Source organism: Stenotrophomonas sp. YJH_SMC_80, from assembly GCF_059372495.1.
Map to the genome: position 1 here is coordinate 436,800 of NZ_JCAFVP010000001.1, position 15,713 is coordinate 452,512.

The window sequence follows — 15,713 nt, forward strand, 5'->3', positions numbered from 1 at the left end:
CACGCCGCCGTCGAGCGGCCGTTTACAGCACCTGCATGGTGACCGCGACGAAGTGGCAGACGCTGCCGCCGATCACGAACAGGTGCCAGATGGCATGCGAGTACGGGATCGATTCACGGTGGTAGAAGTAGGTCCCCAGCGTATACGACAGGCCGCCGGCGAACAGCCAGGTGAGGGTGCCGCCATCGATCGAGGCCCACATCGGCTTGATCGCCACGACCACCAGCCAGCCCATGGCGATGTAGATCACCGTTGAGAGCACCTTGAAACGGCCGGTGTAGAACAGCTTGAACACCACGCCGCCCAGCGCCAGCGCCCAGATCGCGGTGAACAGGCCCCAGCCCCACGGACCGCGCAGGCCGATCAGGGTGAACGGGGTATAGGTGCCCGCGATCAGCACATAGATCGCGCAGTGGTCGAACACCTTCAACCGGCCCTTGGCGACCGGATGCTGGATGGCGTGGTACAGCGTGGAGGCGGTGTACAGCAGCAACAGCGCAATACCGAACACGATCGCGCTGGCCAGCTGCCAGCCGTCGCCGTAGATCGCAGCCAGGGTGATCAACACCGCGCTGGCGGCCAGGGCGAATACCGCGCCCAGGCCATGGGTCAGGGCGCTGGCGATTTCTTCACGGATCGAAGCAATGGACGTCGTGGACATGGCGTAGGCATTGTTCGCGGGGAGGGGGACCCGCACCCCCTTATCATCGCCGCGATGGGCGATGCGTGCACGCCTGTCACCGTATGGTGGGTGAATGCCTGCCTTGCGTTGGCTGGGGTCAGAGCCCTTTCCTGCCGGAAAGGGATCCGACCCCGTGGCATCAGCCCGCCGAAACGGTATGCGCCGCTTCGCGGGTGGCCGAGAAACGCACGTCCGGCGAGCGTTCCTGCGCCAGCTGCAGGTTGACCCGGGTCGGTGCCAGGTAGACCAGGTGGCCGGCTGCATCCAGTGCCAGGTTCAGCGCATTCTTCTCGCGGAACTCTTCCAGCTTCTTCTCGTTGCTGCAGTGGACCCAACGCGCGGTGGTCACGCTGACCGGCTCGAAGGTGGCTTCCACGCCGTACTCGTCCTTCAGGCGATAGGCCGCCACGTCGAACTGCAGCACACCCACCGCACCCAGGATCAGGTCGTTGCTGGTCAGAGGGCGGAAGAACTGGGTCGCGCCTTCTTCGGACAGCTGGGCCAGTCCCTTCTGCAGCTGCTTGAGCTTGAGCGGATCGCGCAGGCGCGCGCGGCGGAACAGTTCCGGGGCGAAGTTGGGGATGCCGGTGAAGGTGACCGCTTCGCCTTCGGTAAAGGTATCGCCGATGGAAATGGTGCCGTGGTTGTGGATGCCGATCACATCGCCCGGCCAGGCTTCGGCGGCGATTTCACGATCGCTGGCCATGAAGGTCAGTGCGTTGGCCAGCTTCATTTCCTTGCCGGTGCGCACGTGGAAGGTCTTCATGCCGGCGCTGAAGCGGCCCGAGCAGACGCGCATGAACGCGACGCGGTCGCGGTGCTGCGGGTCCATGTTGGCCTGGATCTTGAACACGAAGCCGGTCAGCTTGTTTTCTTCCGGGGCGATCTCGCGGCCGGTGGTGGAGCGTGCCTGCGGCGACGGCGCATGCTCGACGAAGAAGTCCAGCAGCGGCTGCACGCCGAAGTTGTTCACGCCCGAGCCGAAGAACACCGGGGTCTGCTTGCCGGCGCGGTAGGCCTCCAGGTCGAACGGATGGCTGGCGCCCTGCACCAGTTCCAGCTCGTCGCGCAGGTCGGCCAGCATCTGCGCACCGATCTTCTCGGCCAGGCCGGGGGCATCGATGGACGGGAAGATGGTCGAGTCCTGGCGGGTGAAGTTGCGGCCCGGCTCGTACAGGTGCACTTCGCCGGTGAGCAGGTGGACCACGCCCTTCAGGCGCTGGCCCATGCCGATCGGCCAGGTGACCGGCGCGCACTGGATGCCCAGCACGGTTTCCACTTCATCCAGCAGCTCGATCGGGTCCTTGCCCTCGCGGTCGAGCTTGTTGATGAAGGTCATGATCGGGGTATCGCGCAGGCGGCACACTTCCATCAGCTTGATGGTGCGCTCTTCCACGCCCTTGGCCACGTCGATCACCATCAGCGCCGAGTCCACCGCAGTCAGCACGCGGTAGGTGTCCTCGCCGAAGTCGGCGTGGCCGGGGGTGTCGAGCAGGTTGACGATCTTGTCTTCGTACGGGAACTGCATCACCGAAGAGGTGACGGAGATGCCGCGTTCCTTTTCCAATGCCATCCAGTCGGAGGTGGCGTGGCGGGCGGCCTTGCGGCCCTTGACCGAACCGGCCATCTGGATCGCGCCTCCGAACAGCAGCAGCTTTTCGGTCAGCGTGGTCTTGCCGGCGTCAGGGTGGGAAATGATGGCGAAGGTGCGGCGACGCGACGCTTCGTTGGCGACTTCGGACATGGCAGTGGCGCCCGCCCGGGGCGCTTTTCAAAGAGATAAGCGCCCGATTATACCGGCCGGGGCCGTTCAGCGCCCGATGCCGCCCTCGGCCTCGCCCTGGCGGGCGAACTGCAGCTGGCCCTGCTCGGCGAAGATGCGTGCCGGCACCGAACGCAGGCCCATGCCGCGGTTGACCTGCACCACGAAGTGCAGGTGCGGTGCGCTGCTGAAGCCGCTGTTGCCGGACAGGCCGATGGGCTGCCCGGCGCCCACCGCCTGGCCGCGACGCACGCGCATGCCGCCGGCCTGCAGGTGGCCGTACAGGGCCATGCTGCCGTCGCTGTGAAGCACGCGGATGAAGTTGGCGCGGGCACCATCACGTTCGCGGTCCTGGCCGTTGCCTCGGAAGCCATCCTGGATCTGCATCACCGTGCCCTCGCGCGCGGCCAGCACCAGTGTGCCCTCCGGCAGTGCGAAGTCGACCGCGTCGCGGTTTTCCTCGTCGTCGTGGCTGAACCGGCCCTGCGGCGCCTGGTCCACGCGCGGGCGTGCATCATCGAAGGGCAGGCGGTAGGCCACATCCTCGGCCTGTGCGGCGGGGTTGCCTGGTACCGACTGCAGGCGCAGGTCCAGCATCCGGCCGTTGACCGGCGCGGGGAGGTGGCCGACTACCAGGCTGCTGTCGCCCTGTATCAGTGACTGCACCGGCAAGCCGTCGACCGGGTGTCCAGGGGCGGCGCGCAGTTCGATCTGCAACGGCCCGGCCAGGGTGTTGTCGATCCGGGCCTGCCACTGTTCGCCGATCGACTGCAGGCGCAGCTGGGCCATCGGAAGGGGGGCCTTTGCGTCGGCGCTGGCGGGGGCAGGCGCCTTCGGCAGCATCCCCCAGCCCTGGCGCCAGTCGCTGGCGCCGGCAGAGGCGCTGGCCAGCAGCGGCAGGAGCAGGCAGGTCAAGGGCAGGCGTGGCATCAGCGGATTCAGGAAAACGGACCGTCCGGACTGTACCCGATCCTGAACGGAGCGACCGCGACGCCCCTCGCATACCTGTCGCGAGAATATTCATCGCTTTATCCGCATGAAGGGATTGACAGCGCCCGGAAGCGCTGGCATCGTGGCCTCACCATCGAGACCGGCAGAGGGACAGGCCCTTTGAAGCCGGGGCAGCCCGCGGATGCGAAAGCGTTCGCGTAGGTGCCAAATCCTGCGGGGACCGTGGCGTCCACCGAAAGATGGTTCGATCCATGCACCGCACGTGCATCTCGAACGCGAGCCCCGCGAAGGCTCGATGGCCGATTCCCCAACCGGATCCCGCCATGAGCTTCGCTGCCAGTACCGCCGTTCGCCCCGAACCCTTTGTCCCCGTCAGCGTGCCGGTCGAAGACCGCGTGCATGCCGAGCGCGGTGAGTTCGCTGCGGTGCTGTCGATGCGTCACGCTGGCCCCAGCCCGGTGCGCCTGCGCTATGAGTGGGTCGGCCCGGCCAATGCGCCGGTGGTGGTGCTGGCCGGCGGCATTTCCGCCCATCGCCATGTGGCGTCCAACGCACAGTTCAGCGAGAAGGGCTGGGCCGAAGACCTGGTCGGCAGTGGTCGCACGCTGGATCCGCAGCAGTTGCGCGTACTGGCGTTCGACTTCATCGGGGCCGACGGTGCGTTGGACGTGCCGATCGATACCGCTGACCAGGCCGATGCGCTGGCACTGCTGCTGGATCATCTGGGTATCCGCACGCTGAAGGCCTTCGTCGGCTACTCGTATGGCGCGCTGGTCGGCCAGCAGTTCGCAATCCGTCATCGAGCCCGGGTGCGCCAGCTGGTGCTGGCCAGCGGCGCGCATCGTCCGCACCCGTATGCCGCGGCCTGGCGCGCACTGCAGCGCCGCGCCGTCGCCCTCGGCCAACTGCAGTGCGGCGAAGACCACGGCCTGGCGCTGGCCCGGCAGTTCGCCATGCTCAGCTACCGCACCCCGGAAGAGTTCGGCGAGCGCTTCGACGCCGCGCCGGAAGTGATCAACGGCCGCGTGCGGGTCGCCGCCGAGGACTATCTGGACGCCGCCGGCGCGCACTACGTCGCGCGCACGCCGGTGACCGCCTACCTGCGCCTGTCCGAATCGATCGACCTGCACCGCGTGGACCCCGCCGCCATCCTGCCGCCGACCGTGGTGGTCGCGGTGGAGGGTGACCGCCTGGTGCCGCTGGCCGACCTGGTCGGCCTGGTCGAGGGGCTGGGGCCGCGCGGAAGCCTGCGCGTGCTGCGCTCGCCCTATGGCCACGACGCCTTCCTCAAAGAAACCGATCGCATCGACGCGATCCTCGCCACCGCCTTCCGCACCTCTGGAGAGTCCGCATGAGCCTGCACGCCAACGAGCCGTCCTGTAGCCGCACCACTGCCGCCGTCCGTGCCGGCATCGATCGGGACACCGCGCATGGCGCGGTCACGCCGCCGATCGTGCTGTCGTCGAACTTCAGTTTTGAAGGCTTCGGCAACAAGCGCCAGTACGACTACACGCGCAGTGGCAACCCGACCCGCGACCTGTTGGGTGAAGCGCTGGCCGAGCTGGAAGGCGGTGCGGGCGGCGTGATCACCGCCACCGGCATGGGCGCGATCAACCTGGTGCTGAACGCGCTGCTTCAGCCGGGCGATACCCTGGTCGTGCCGCACGACGCGTACGGTGGCAGCTGGCGTCTGTTCAATGCGCTGGCGAAGAAGGGCCATTTCGAACTGGTCACCGCCGACCTGACCGATCCGCGCGCGCTGTCGCAGGCGCTGGCCACCCAGCCGAAGCTGGTGCTGGTGGAAACGCCGTCCAATCCGCTGCTGCGCATCACCGACCTGCGCTTCGTCATCGATGCCGCGCACAAGGCAGGTGCTCTGGTTGTGGTCGACAACACCTTCCTGTCGCCGGCCCTGCAGCAACCACTGTCATTCGGCGCGGATCTGGTGCTGCATTCCACCACCAAGTACATCAACGGCCACAGCGACGTGGTGGGCGGTGCGGTCGTCGCGCGCGATCCGGCACTGCATGAGCAGCTGGTGTGGTGGGGCAACGCGCTGGGCCTGACGGGTTCGCCGTTCGATGCCTTCCTGACCCTGCGCGGCCTGCGCACGCTGGATGCGCGCCTGCGCGTGCATCAGGAGAACACCACGTCGATCGTTGCGCTGCTGGACCAGCATCCGGCGGTCGGCCGCGTCTATTATCCGGGTCTGGCTGATCACCCGGGCCACTCCATCGCTGCTCGCCAGCAGAGTGGCTTCGGCGCGATGCTGTCGTTCGAACTGGCGCACTGCGCGGGTGATGATCCGCACGCGGCGGTGCGCGCGTTCGTCGATGGCCTGCGCTGTTTCACGCTGGCCGAATCGCTGGGCGGCGTCGAAAGCCTGATCGCGCATCCCGCCACCATGACCCATGCGGCGATGACCGCCGAAGCGCGTGCCGCGGCCGGCATCAGCGAAGGCCTGCTGCGCCTGTCGGTTGGCATCGAGGCCGAGCGTGACCTGTTGGCCGATCTCGGCGCCGCGCTGCAGCGTGCCGAAGCGGTGATTGATGCGGCTGCGCGCCGCAAACAGGTGGTGGATGCATGAGCGCGCTCGCCGCAGAAATTCCTGCTCTGGGCGTGGGACGCCTGGCGCTGCTGGGCACCGGCACGGTCGGCTCGGCCTTCGTACAGCGTTACCAGGCATTGCGGGCGCGTGGGCTGGAACTGCCCAGCGTGCAGTGGCTGGCCAATTCACGCACTGCGCTGGAGATCGATCGTGACCTGGCCTTGCCGCTGGAACTGGCACGGCGTGCACCGCGCGATGGCCAGAGTTCGCCACCGTGGGCGAGTGCCGAAGGACTGGAGCGTGGCGACGTGGTGGTCGACGCCACCGCCAGTGAAGACGTGGCCGCGCGCCACGTGCAGTGGCTGGCGCGGGGCGTGCATGTGGTGACCGCCAACAAGCTGGGGCGTGGTGCGCAGCTGGCCCGCGCGCAGGCCATTGCGGAAAGCTGTGCCGACAGTGGCGCACGCTATGGCGACAGCGCGACGGTGGGCGCGGGCCTGCCGCTGTTGAGCAGCCTGCGTGCACTGGTAGCCGGTGGCGATCACATCCATGCCATCGAAGGCGTGCTGTCCGGTTCGCTGGCGTGGCTGTTCCATCGTTATGACGGCCAGTCGCCGTTCTCGGTGGCGGTGCGCGAGGCGCTGGCTGCCGGCTACACCGAGCCGGATCCGCGCCTGGACCTTTCCGGTGAAGACGTGCGTCGCAAGCTGCTGATTCTGGCCCGCAGCAGCGGGTTGGCGCTGGATGCGTCGCAGGTAGAGGTGGATTCACTGGTGCCTGAAGCGCTGGCAGCGCTGCCGCTGGAGGATGCGGTGGCGGCGCTCGAGCAGCTGGATGCGCCGTTGCAGGCGCGCTGGCAGCAGGCGCATGACAATGGCCGCGTGCTGCGTTTCGTTGGCCGTGTCGATGGCGAGGGTGCGCAGGTGGGCCTGCGTGAGTTGCCTGCCGATCACCCGTTGGCGCAGGGCGCGGGCACCGACAACCGCGTGGCCATCCACAGCGATCGCTATCACCGCCAGCCGTTGTTGATCCAGGGCCCGGGCGCGGGCGCGGAAGTCACTGCCGCCGCGTTGCTGGATGACGTGCTGCGGATCGTCGGCTGATCGCACTGCTTCTGTAGAGCCGAGCCCATGCTCGGCTGCTACTGGCGAGATCCCTCTTGCTGGATAAGCCGAGCATGGCTCGACTCTACAGGGGAGGGCTGCCGTTCAATGCGCCTTCAATGCCTTCAGCAACGCCGCGTTGAACTGCTTCGGGTCCTGCACCTGCGGCGAATGGCCCAGTTCGGCGAACTCGATCAGCGTCGCGCCGGGAATCGCCGCGGCTGCCGCCTTCCCGAGCACCGGATAGTTGCCCAGCGTCGCCTTCACCGCTGGTGGCGCCAGGTCGCGACCGATCGCGGTGCGGTCCTTCTGGCCGATGAACAGCGTGGTCGGCACCTGAACATTCTTGAGTTCGTAGACCACCGGCTGGTTGAACACCATGTCCGAGGCCAGTGCCTGGCTCCATGCAACGGCCTGCTTGCCGGGCCCTTCGTACATGCCCGACTGCATCCGTGCCCACGGTTCATACGCCGGCTTCCATTTGCCGTCGTAGTACACATCCAGCTGGTAGCGGCGGATGCTGTCATAGCTGATGTTCATTTCGCCGGCGTACCACGTGTCCACGCTGCGCCAGGGAACACCCAGCGCCTTCCAGTCTTCCAGCCCGATCGGGTTGACCAGTGACAGGCTGCGCAGGTCCTGCGGGAACATCAGCGCATAGCGCACCGCCAGCATGCCGCCCATCGAATGACCGACCAGGTGCACCGGGACATCACCCAGTTGCAGCTGTTGCAGCAGGGCATGGGTGTTGGCGGCCAGCTGCGCGAACGAATACTGGTACCGCTCGGGCTTGCTGGATTTGCAGAAGCCCACCTGGTCCGGGGCGATCACCCGGTAGCCGGCGGCAACCAGTGGCTTGATCGATTCCTTCCAGGTGGCGGCACAGAAGTTCTTGCCGTGCAGCAGCACCACCACGCCGATGGGTGCCTTCTTCGGCGCGATGTCGAGGTAGGCCATTTCCAGCGGCTGCCGCTGCGATTCCAGCGCGAAGGTCTTCACCGGATAGCCGTAGTCGAAACCCTCCAGCCGCGGCCCGTAAGTGGGCGCGGCCAGCGCAGGCAGTGGAAGGCAGGCAAGCAGGGCGGCAGCGATCACGCGCATGGGGCGGTCCTGGATAGGGGAGCCCCGAGCCTAACCGGAACGTAGTGACGGTGTCGTCCGACCCGGCAAGGGCGACGAGGTAGAGTCGACTGGGTAGAGTCGACTGTTAGTCGACTACCTTCACCACAACGAGCGAAAATCCCGCGCTGCGCGCGATAGTCGACCAACGGTCGACTCTACCTGTGGCCCGGCGCCATCGCGCCGGGACCGGTCGACCTCAACACTCGATGACGTTCACCGCCAGGCCGCCACGGCTGGTTTCCTTGTACTTGTCCTGCATGTCGCGGCCGGTATCGCGCATGGTCTTGATCACCTTGTCCAGCGACACCTTGTGCTTGCCGTCGCCGCGCATCGCCATGCGCGAGGCATTGATCGCCTTCACCGCGCCCATCGCATTGCGCTCGATGCAGGGGATCTGCACCAGCCCGCCGATCGGATCACAGGTCAGGCCGAGGTTGTGTTCCATGCCGATTTCCGCGGCATTCTCGATCTGGCTCGGGTTGCCACCCAGCGCTGCGACCAGGCCACCGGCCGCCATCGAGCAGGCCACGCCCACTTCGCCCTGGCAGCCCACTTCGGCGCCGGAGATCGAGGCGTTTTCCTTGTACAGGATGCCGATCGCTGCCGAGGTCAGCAGGAAGTCGAATACGCGCTGTTCGTTGGCGCCGGGGCAGAAACGGTCGAAGTAATGCAGCACCGCCGGCAGCACGCCGGCAGCGCCGTTGGTGGGCGCAGTCACCACACGACCACCGGCGGCGTTCTCTTCGTTCACCGCCAGCGCGTACAGGTTGACCCAGTCCAGCGTGGTCAGCGGATCGCGCATCGCTGCTTCCGGCTTCGACGACAGCTCGCGGTACAGCGCCGGTGCACGACGGCCGACCTTCAGGCCACCCGGCAGCACGCCTTCCTCGCGGATGCCGCGCGCCACGCACGACTGCATCGCACTCCAGATCTCGCGCAGGTTGGCGCGGATCTCGTCTTCGCTGCGCCAGCACTTCTCGTTCTCGAACATCAGCTGGGCAATGCTCAGGCCGCTGCGCGCGGTCTGCGCCAGCAGCTCGTCGCCGCTCTTGAACGGGTAGGGCAGCGGGGTCTCGTCGGGCACGATGCGGTCATCGGCCGCATCATCTTGGTTGACCACGAAGCCGCCACCGACCGAGTAATAGTCGCGGGTGGCGATCACCTCGTCCTCCGCGTTGTACGCGGTGAAGCGCATGCCGTTGGTGTGGTACGGCAGCTTCTGGCGCTTGTTCATGCCGAGGTCGCGCTTCTCGTCGAAGGCGATCTCGTGCTGGCCCATCAGCTGGATGCGCTTGCTGCTGCGGATGCGCTCCAGGGTGGCCGGAATGATGTCCGGATCGATCAGGTTCGGCCGCTGGCCTTCCAGGCCCAGCAGGATCGCCTTGTCGGTGCCATGGCCGCGGCCGGTCAGCGCCAGCGAGCCATAGACATCGGCGCGGATGCGCGCGACCTCGTGCAGGCGGCCCGGGTCAAGCAGCCAGCGATGGATGAATCGCTCGGCGGCCTTCATCGGCCCGACGGTGTGCGAGGAGCTCGGGCCAATGCCGATCTTGAAAACGTCGAACGTGCTGACAGCCATGGTTGCCGTACTGCGGGTGCCGGAGGAGACCGCTATTCTAGCGGTTCATGCCGCACTTCCATGGCTGCGGCGCAGCATTTCGGCAGAGGGAGCAAAACCGGTGTTGACCCTGTTCCAGCGCGATGACTGCCACCTGTGCGACATGGCCCTGGCCGAGCTGGCCAAGGCGCGGGCACCGGAGTTCGAATCGGTGTTCCTGGATGACCAGCCTGCGCTGGAAGCGCGCTACGGCGCGCGGGTGCCGGTGCTGCGTGACGAGACTGGCGGTCGTGAGCTGGACTGGCCGTTCGACGCGGCCACGGTCCAGGCCTGGCTGGCCGACGTTCGGTAGTGCCGGCCGCTGGCCGGCAACCCCGCGATGCCCGGTGATGCCGGCCAGCGGCCGGCACTACCAGACGCGGTTTATTTCGCGTCGAACTTCACGATCGTGCTGATCGCGGTTTCGTCCGGGATGGTCTTGGTGTCGGCCCAGTCGCCGCCGCCGACGCCGAAGTCCAGGCGCTTGACCGTGGCCTTGCCGGTCAGCACCGGCTGGGTGCCCGGCTTCCAGGTGAAGGTGAGGGTGACCGGCTTGCTGACGCCTCGCAGCTCCAGTGTGCCATCGGCGGCGAACTGGTCATTGCCCACCGCGCGGAAGCCCTTGGCGGTGTAGCGTGCGGTTGCGAACTTGCCAACATTGAAGAAGTCGGCGGTCTGCAGGGTCGAGTCACGGTCGCTGTTGCCGCTCTTGGCGCCGGCCAGCGGGATCACCACGTCCAGCGAACCGGCGGCCGGATTGGCCGGGTCGAAACTGAGCTTGGTGGCAAAGCCCGGGAAGCTGCCGGTGAACACTTCGCCGTCGTACTTGGTGGCGAACACCAGGATCGAGCCGGCGCCGGGCGCCTGTGCGTAGTCGGCGGCGAACACCGGGGTGGTGGCCAGCATGCCGGCCAGGGCGGCGGCCACGGCGGCCGGAGTGGTCAGTTTCAGGTTCATCGGTCAGTCCTTCTGAGGGGAGGCGAGCCAGCCGCGCGGCAACATGCGGGACAAGGTCGCATCGCGCTGGAACAGGTGGTGGTAGAAGGCAGCGCCGGCATGGGCCAGCACCACCGCGATCAACAGCCAGAAGCCGTACTCGTGGATGGCATGCGATACCGCGACCACCTGCGGGTCGGGACCGCTCAGCTTGGGCACGTCGACCAGGCCGAACCAGCGGAACGGGCGCAGGCCGCTGGCCGAGTCGTACAGCCAGCCCGACAGCGGGATGGCGAACATCAGCACATACAGCAGCACGTGGGTGGCACTGGCGATGCGTTCCTGCCAGCTGGGCACGCCCGGCACCGGCTTGGGGGCACCGGCATACAGGCGCCAGCCGAGGCGGAAGAGCACGAGCGCCAGCACGGTGATGCCGATCGACTTGTGCGCGGTATAGACCCAGAAATACTTGGGGGTCTTGGGCAGTTCGCCCATGGTCAGGCCGACCACGCCCAGGGCGAGGATCAGCAATGCGATCAACCAATGCAGGATCTGGCTGACACTCCCCCAGGCGGCGGGGGTGTTCTTGGCGGTCATGAAGGGTCCTCTAGGGGGCCGTCTTGGGGTCGGAGTGTGGAACGGGAGCGGGAGTTCCCGGGGCGTCGCTGCGGTCGAGGGTGGCTTCAGCCTCGATCCTCAGCTGTACTGCATCACCGATGACGCCCGGCCAGGCGGTGATGCCGAACGCGCGCCGGCTCAGCGTGGTGCTGGCGGAAAAACCGGCGGTGCGTCGGAACGGGGGGAGGGGGTAGCGCTTGATGGCGTTGAGGGTCACGTCCAGCGTGATCTCCTGGCTGACCCCGCGCAGGGTCAGGGTGCCGATCACGCGGGCGCGCCTGGCATCGATCGGTTCGACCCGGCTGGAGACGAAATGTGCCTTCGGGAAACGCTCGCCATCCAGAAGGCTGCGGGCCAGCGTGGCCTGGTTCCATTTGGCATCGCCAAGGTCCAATCGCGACACGGGGACCTCGACATCCAGTGTGGCCTCGCGCCAGTTGTCGGGATCGAACTGCAGGCGGCCCTCACTGCCGGAGACCGTGCCCATCGCCTGCGAGTAGCCCGCGTGGTCGATGCTGAACAGCACACGCGTGTGCACCGGATCGAGGCGATAGGTATCTGCATCCGCCCAGGCGGGAGCGGTGGCGAGCAGCATCGGCAGCAGGGCCAGGCAGGGACGCATCGATGGCGGGCTCCGGAAGGGGGACGCTGTGATCATACGCACAGGCCCCTGCCAAGGATGCGTGCATGGCTGCAACAGTTCGTGGTGGTCCTGCCCCGGCAACAGGCTGTTGCAGCCATGACCCCGGCCCTGTGTGACAATCGGGACAGGACAGGGGGTTCAGGATGACGAGCAGCTGGCGCCTGTGGTGCCTGGGCATCGCGGCAACGGGGCTGCTGCTGTTGGCGTCTGCCACGGCGGCTGCAGCCCTGGACATGGCAGAAACACCACGCCTGCGGCGCTTCGGTGCCGCCGAAGGCATGCCTTCACGCATGGTGCTGGCGCTGGCCGAGGACCGCCAGGGCCATGTCTGGGCCGCAACCGATGGCGGTCTGGTGCGCTACGACGGCAGCTCGCTGCGGGTCTGGGAACATGACCCGGAACAGCCCGGCTCGTTGCCCGGCAACGAGATCGAGACCCTGCTGGTCGATCCGCTGGACCGTGTGTGGGTGGGCATCAATGGCAAGGGCGTGGCCCGCCTGGATGCCGACCGCGAGCGGTTCAAGACCTTCGATGCGGTCAATGGTCCGTGCCTGGGCCAGTTCTGGACGCTGGCCTATGCCGGGGATGCGTTGTGGATCGGCACCAGCAGCCAGGGTATCTGCCGGTTCGGGGAGGACGGCAGCCTGCGCTTCTTCAAGCACGACCCGGCCCGTGCCGACGGCCTGCCCAGCAACACCATCTACAGCAGTCTGGTCGATGCGCGCGGGCGCCTGTGGATCGGTACCGAGGCCGGCGTCGCACGCTGGAATGGCCGTGACTTCGAGCCCGTGGCACCGCACGCGCTGGGCGCATTGAGCGTGCTGCGGATGAGCCGCGATCCGGATGGCTCGATCTGGGTCGGCAGCCAGAACGATGGCCTGTATCGCATCGATGCGCAGGACCGGGTCAGTCGTCCGCGCTGGAGCGACAGCGCCGGCCTGCGCTCGGCGCTGGTGCTGGCCGATCGCCAGGGCGGCTACTGGGCGGGCACGTCCGATGGCCTGCTGCGTGGCGACGCAAGTGCGCTATGGCGGCTCGACGGCGACCGCGGCAGTGGTTTCCTCACTGCACAGAGCGGTGTGCTCGATCTGCTGCAGGACCATGAAGGCGGATTGTGGGTCGCCCTGCTGACCCAGGGACTGGCCTACCTCCCGCCAGACTGGCGCCGCTTCTCGATCTGGAACCAGCTCGATGGCAAGCCGCTGGACAGCCAGTACCTGCTGGGCGCGGCCAGTGATGGCCAGAACTACTACGTGGGTTCGGCGCACGGCGTGTATCAGCTGGACGCACATGGCACGTTGCGCCTGCTGGCCAGCGACCGCGAGATCGGCAGCGGTGCGGTGTGGTCGGTACTGCCGCGGTCGGACGGGCGCCTGTGGCTGGGGCGTGCCGGCCGCATCAGCGTGTATGACCCGGCTACCCGCGCGCTGCACGACTGGCACATCGGTGGAGGCGCCGATCTGCGCCAGCGCATCGACCTGATGCGGCAGGCACCCGATGGCACGGTCTGGCTTTCGGTGATGAACCTGGGCCTGCAGCAGCGCAGTGCGGAGGGCCGGGTGCTGCGCAGCTATCCTCTCGACGATTTCCGCAAGGCGGCCGACTCACCCATCGAGCAGATCCGCTTCGATGCCCATGGCAAGGCATGGGTGATGGGCGACATGGGCATCTGGCGTGAGCAGGCCGGTCGCTTCGAAGCGGTGCCGGGGGTCTCGCGCGGGCTGATCTACGACCTGGTGTGGGTGGATCCGCAGCAGTTGTGGCTGGCCCGCCAGGGCGCGCTGGAGCGCTACCAGTGGGATGGCATGAGCCTGCGCCTGATCCAGCGCATTGATGGAAGCGCCGGTGTGCCGCCGGTCAGCATGGGGGGCCTGGCATTGGCCGACAATGGCCGGGTGTGGGCGACCACGCCGCGCGGCCTGCTGCGCTGGGACCCGAAAGCACGACGCCTGCAGTTGTTCAATGAACGCGATGGCCTGTCCGATGCCGAGTTCACCAGCCGGCCGCCAGCGGTGAATGCCGATGGTCGCGTTCTGGCCGTTGCCCAGACCGGCCTGGTTGCATTCGACGTGAATGCCGACGACGTGGTGCTGCCCGGGTCGTCGCTGGTGATTGCCGAGGTGCGCGTGCGCCGCGACGATGCACGCGGCTGGCAGCCGCTGCCGAATACCGGCACCCTGCTGCTGGGACCGGATGATCGCGACCTGCAGATCGATGCACGGTTGTTGTCGTATGCCAATCCCCAGGGCAACCGCTACCGCTTCCGGGTACGCGGGTATGACCAGAACTGGGTGGAGCAGGGCGGCGACGGCCAGCGCACGCTGTCGCGACTGCCGACCGGCAGCTACGTCATCGAAGTGCAGGCGGCCACCGCCAATGGTGCATGGACGCCTTCGCAGCAGCTGCAGGTGAAGGTGCTGCCACCCTGGTGGCGCAGCGGCATGGCGATCTTCGGCTACATCCTGATCGGTTCGCTGCTGCTGCTCGTCCTGGTCTGGTCGATCCGTGCGCGCCTGCGCCGTCGCCAGCAATGGCAGCTGACCGTGCACAAGCAGGAGCTGGCCGAACAGGCCTCGCAGGCCAAGAGCCGGTTCCTGGCCACGCTGGGGCATGAAGTGCGCACGCCGATGACCGGCGTGCTTGGCATGAGCGAGTTGCTGCTGGCCACACCGCTGGACCCGGTGCAGCGCAGCTATGCCGGCTCCATCCAGCAGGCCGGCAGCCATCTGCTGCGGTTGGTCAACGATGCGCTGGACCTCGCGCGCATCGAAGCCGGTCGACTGGAGCTGGATCTGCGTCCGTTCGACCTGGCCGGACTGCTCGACCAGGTGCAGGCGCTGATGCAGCCCATGGCGAAACAGCGCAAGCTGGATTTCCAGCGTGGCGACGATCCGCCCGGCCCGATCAGCGTCAGTGGCGACGAGATGCGCGTGCGGCAGATCCTGCTCAACCTGCTGGGCAATGCCATCAAGTTCACCGAGCGCGGTCATGTCGGCCTGGCCGTGCACCTGGAAGAGAACGGCGGCGGTCTCTGCTTCGAAGTGCACGACAGTGGTCCGGGTATCAATGCCGAGCAGCAGGAGCGGCTGTTCCACCGATTCGAACAGGCGGAGGGGCCGCGCACGGCCTCGCGCTATGGTGGAAGCGGGCTGGGCCTGGCGATCTGCCAGGAGCTGGCCGTGGCGATGGGCGGGCGCATCGAAGTGGACAGCCAGCCAGGCAAGGGCGCGCGTTTCCGGGTGCGGTTGCCGCTGCCCTGGACCCGGCAGGCAGCCGCCACGGGCGAAGCGCCGGCACTGCCGATGCTGGCGCCACTGCGCATCCTGCTGGTGGAGGACGATGCCACCGTGGCCGAGGTCATCGCCGGCCTGCTGCGCAGCCGCGGCCATGAGGTGGTGCATGTGCTGCATGGCCTGGGGGCTTTGTCGGAGATCGCTACCGACGGCTTCGATGTCGGCCTGCTCGATCTCGACCTGCCTGCGCTGGACGGCACTGCGATCGCCCGCCAGCTGCGCACCCTGGGCTACGAACTGCCACTGGTGGCGGTGACCGCCCGCTCCGATGCGTATGCCGAATCGCAGGTGCTCGCTGCCGGTTTCGATGGTTTCCTGCGCAAGCCGGTGACCGGCGACATGCTGGTGGCAGCGATCATCCAGGCTCGCGCCAAACGACAGACCACAACTTGAAAACGTCGACGCGGGGCGTGAACGGCGCGACTTTCGGTTTACCATGCCGACGCCCGCGGCGCGGG

Annotated in this window: 13 protein-coding genes and 1 riboswitch; of the genes, 5 read left to right on the forward strand and 8 right to left on the reverse strand. The window is 67.3% G+C overall.

Going from position 1 to position 15,713, the window contains the following annotated elements; all coding sequences use genetic code 11:
* Positions 1-22: 22 nt before the first annotated feature.
* The 3 genes from trhA to AC5P99_RS01890 form a co-directional block, all read right to left on the reverse strand.
* Positions 23-661 carry a PAQR family membrane homeostasis protein TrhA gene (gene trhA, locus AC5P99_RS01880; protein ID WP_005410682.1) on the reverse strand — a complete coding sequence of 213 codons (639 nt, stop codon included), beginning with the start codon at positions 659-661 and terminating at the stop codon, positions 23-25.
* Positions 662-821: 160 nt separating this feature from the next.
* Positions 822-2,426: a peptide chain release factor 3 gene (locus tag AC5P99_RS01885; protein ID WP_049404528.1), complete on the reverse strand. Its 1,605-nt coding sequence runs from the start codon at positions 2,424-2,426 to the stop codon at positions 822-824.
* Positions 2,427-2,492: 66 nt separating this feature from the next.
* Complete coding sequence (locus AC5P99_RS01890; RefSeq protein ID WP_024956333.1) at positions 2,493-3,374, reverse strand: M23 family metallopeptidase; 882 nt, start codon at positions 3,372-3,374, stop codon at positions 2,493-2,495.
* Between the two features lie 148 nt (positions 3,375-3,522).
* Positions 3,523-3,641, forward strand: a riboswitch (SAM riboswitch).
* 77 nt (positions 3,642-3,718) lie between these two features.
* On the opposite strand from AC5P99_RS01890, the gene metX reads away from it, so the two are divergent.
* The 3 genes from metX to AC5P99_RS01905 are packed head-to-tail and all read left to right on the forward strand — an operon-like array spanning position 3,719 to position 7,046.
* On the forward strand, positions 3,719-4,750 hold the full coding sequence (gene metX, locus AC5P99_RS01895) for a homoserine O-succinyltransferase MetX (protein ID WP_049451508.1): 1,032 nt from the start codon (positions 3,719-3,721) through the stop codon (positions 4,748-4,750).
* Entirely contained in the window at positions 4,747-5,982 is a 1,236-nt protein-coding gene (locus AC5P99_RS01900) for an O-succinylhomoserine (thiol)-lyase (RefSeq protein WP_005410678.1), read from the forward strand. Before metX ends, AC5P99_RS01900 begins: the two co-directional genes overlap by 4 nt.
* Complete coding sequence (locus AC5P99_RS01905; protein ID WP_049451506.1) at positions 5,979-7,046, forward strand: homoserine dehydrogenase family protein; 1,068 nt, start codon at positions 5,979-5,981, stop codon at positions 7,044-7,046. The genes AC5P99_RS01900 and AC5P99_RS01905 overlap by 4 nt, the downstream gene beginning before the upstream one ends.
* 105 nt (positions 7,047-7,151) lie before the next feature.
* On the opposite strand, the gene AC5P99_RS01910 is transcribed toward AC5P99_RS01905, so the two are convergent.
* Together AC5P99_RS01910 and AC5P99_RS01915 are read right to left on the reverse strand one after the other, a co-directional pair.
* A complete protein-coding gene (locus AC5P99_RS01910) occupies positions 7,152-8,147 on the reverse strand; it encodes an alpha/beta fold hydrolase (protein WP_108270182.1) in 996 nt (331 codons plus the stop codon).
* A 217-nt stretch (positions 8,148-8,364) separates the two neighbouring features.
* Positions 8,365-9,747 carry an L-serine ammonia-lyase gene (locus AC5P99_RS01915; protein WP_024956918.1) on the reverse strand — a complete coding sequence of 461 codons (1,383 nt, stop codon included), beginning with the start codon at positions 9,745-9,747 and terminating at the stop codon, positions 8,365-8,367.
* Between the two features lie 100 nt (positions 9,748-9,847).
* Here AC5P99_RS01915 and AC5P99_RS01920 point away from each other — a divergent pair, with 100 nt between their 5' ends.
* On the forward strand, positions 9,848-10,078 hold the full coding sequence (locus AC5P99_RS01920; protein ID WP_032966073.1) for a glutaredoxin family protein: 231 nt from the start codon (positions 9,848-9,850) through the stop codon (positions 10,076-10,078).
* A gap of 71 nt (positions 10,079-10,149) precedes the next feature.
* Here the strand turns inward: AC5P99_RS01920 and AC5P99_RS01925 are convergent, their stop codons facing one another.
* From AC5P99_RS01925 to AC5P99_RS01935, 3 genes are read right to left on the reverse strand one after another with little or no spacing between them, the layout of a single operon-like run.
* Positions 10,150-10,722, reverse strand: coding sequence for a YceI family protein (locus AC5P99_RS01925; RefSeq protein ID WP_005414145.1), 573 nt, complete (start codon positions 10,720-10,722; stop codon positions 10,150-10,152).
* Positions 10,723-10,725: 3 nt separating this feature from the next.
* Positions 10,726-11,298 carry a cytochrome b gene (locus tag AC5P99_RS01930; RefSeq protein ID WP_005410672.1) on the reverse strand — a complete coding sequence of 191 codons (573 nt, stop codon included), beginning with the start codon at positions 11,296-11,298 and terminating at the stop codon, positions 10,726-10,728.
* A 10-nt stretch (positions 11,299-11,308) separates the two neighbouring features.
* Positions 11,309-11,941, reverse strand: a complete 633-nt coding sequence (locus tag AC5P99_RS01935; RefSeq protein ID WP_043034508.1) for a YceI family protein — start codon at positions 11,939-11,941, stop codon at positions 11,309-11,311.
* Between the two features lie 164 nt (positions 11,942-12,105).
* Between AC5P99_RS01935 and AC5P99_RS01940 the strand changes: the two genes are divergently transcribed.
* Positions 12,106-15,648, forward strand: coding sequence for a sensor histidine kinase (locus AC5P99_RS01940; RefSeq protein ID WP_049451505.1), 3,543 nt, complete (start codon positions 12,106-12,108; stop codon positions 15,646-15,648).
* Positions 15,649-15,713 lie beyond the last annotated feature (65 nt).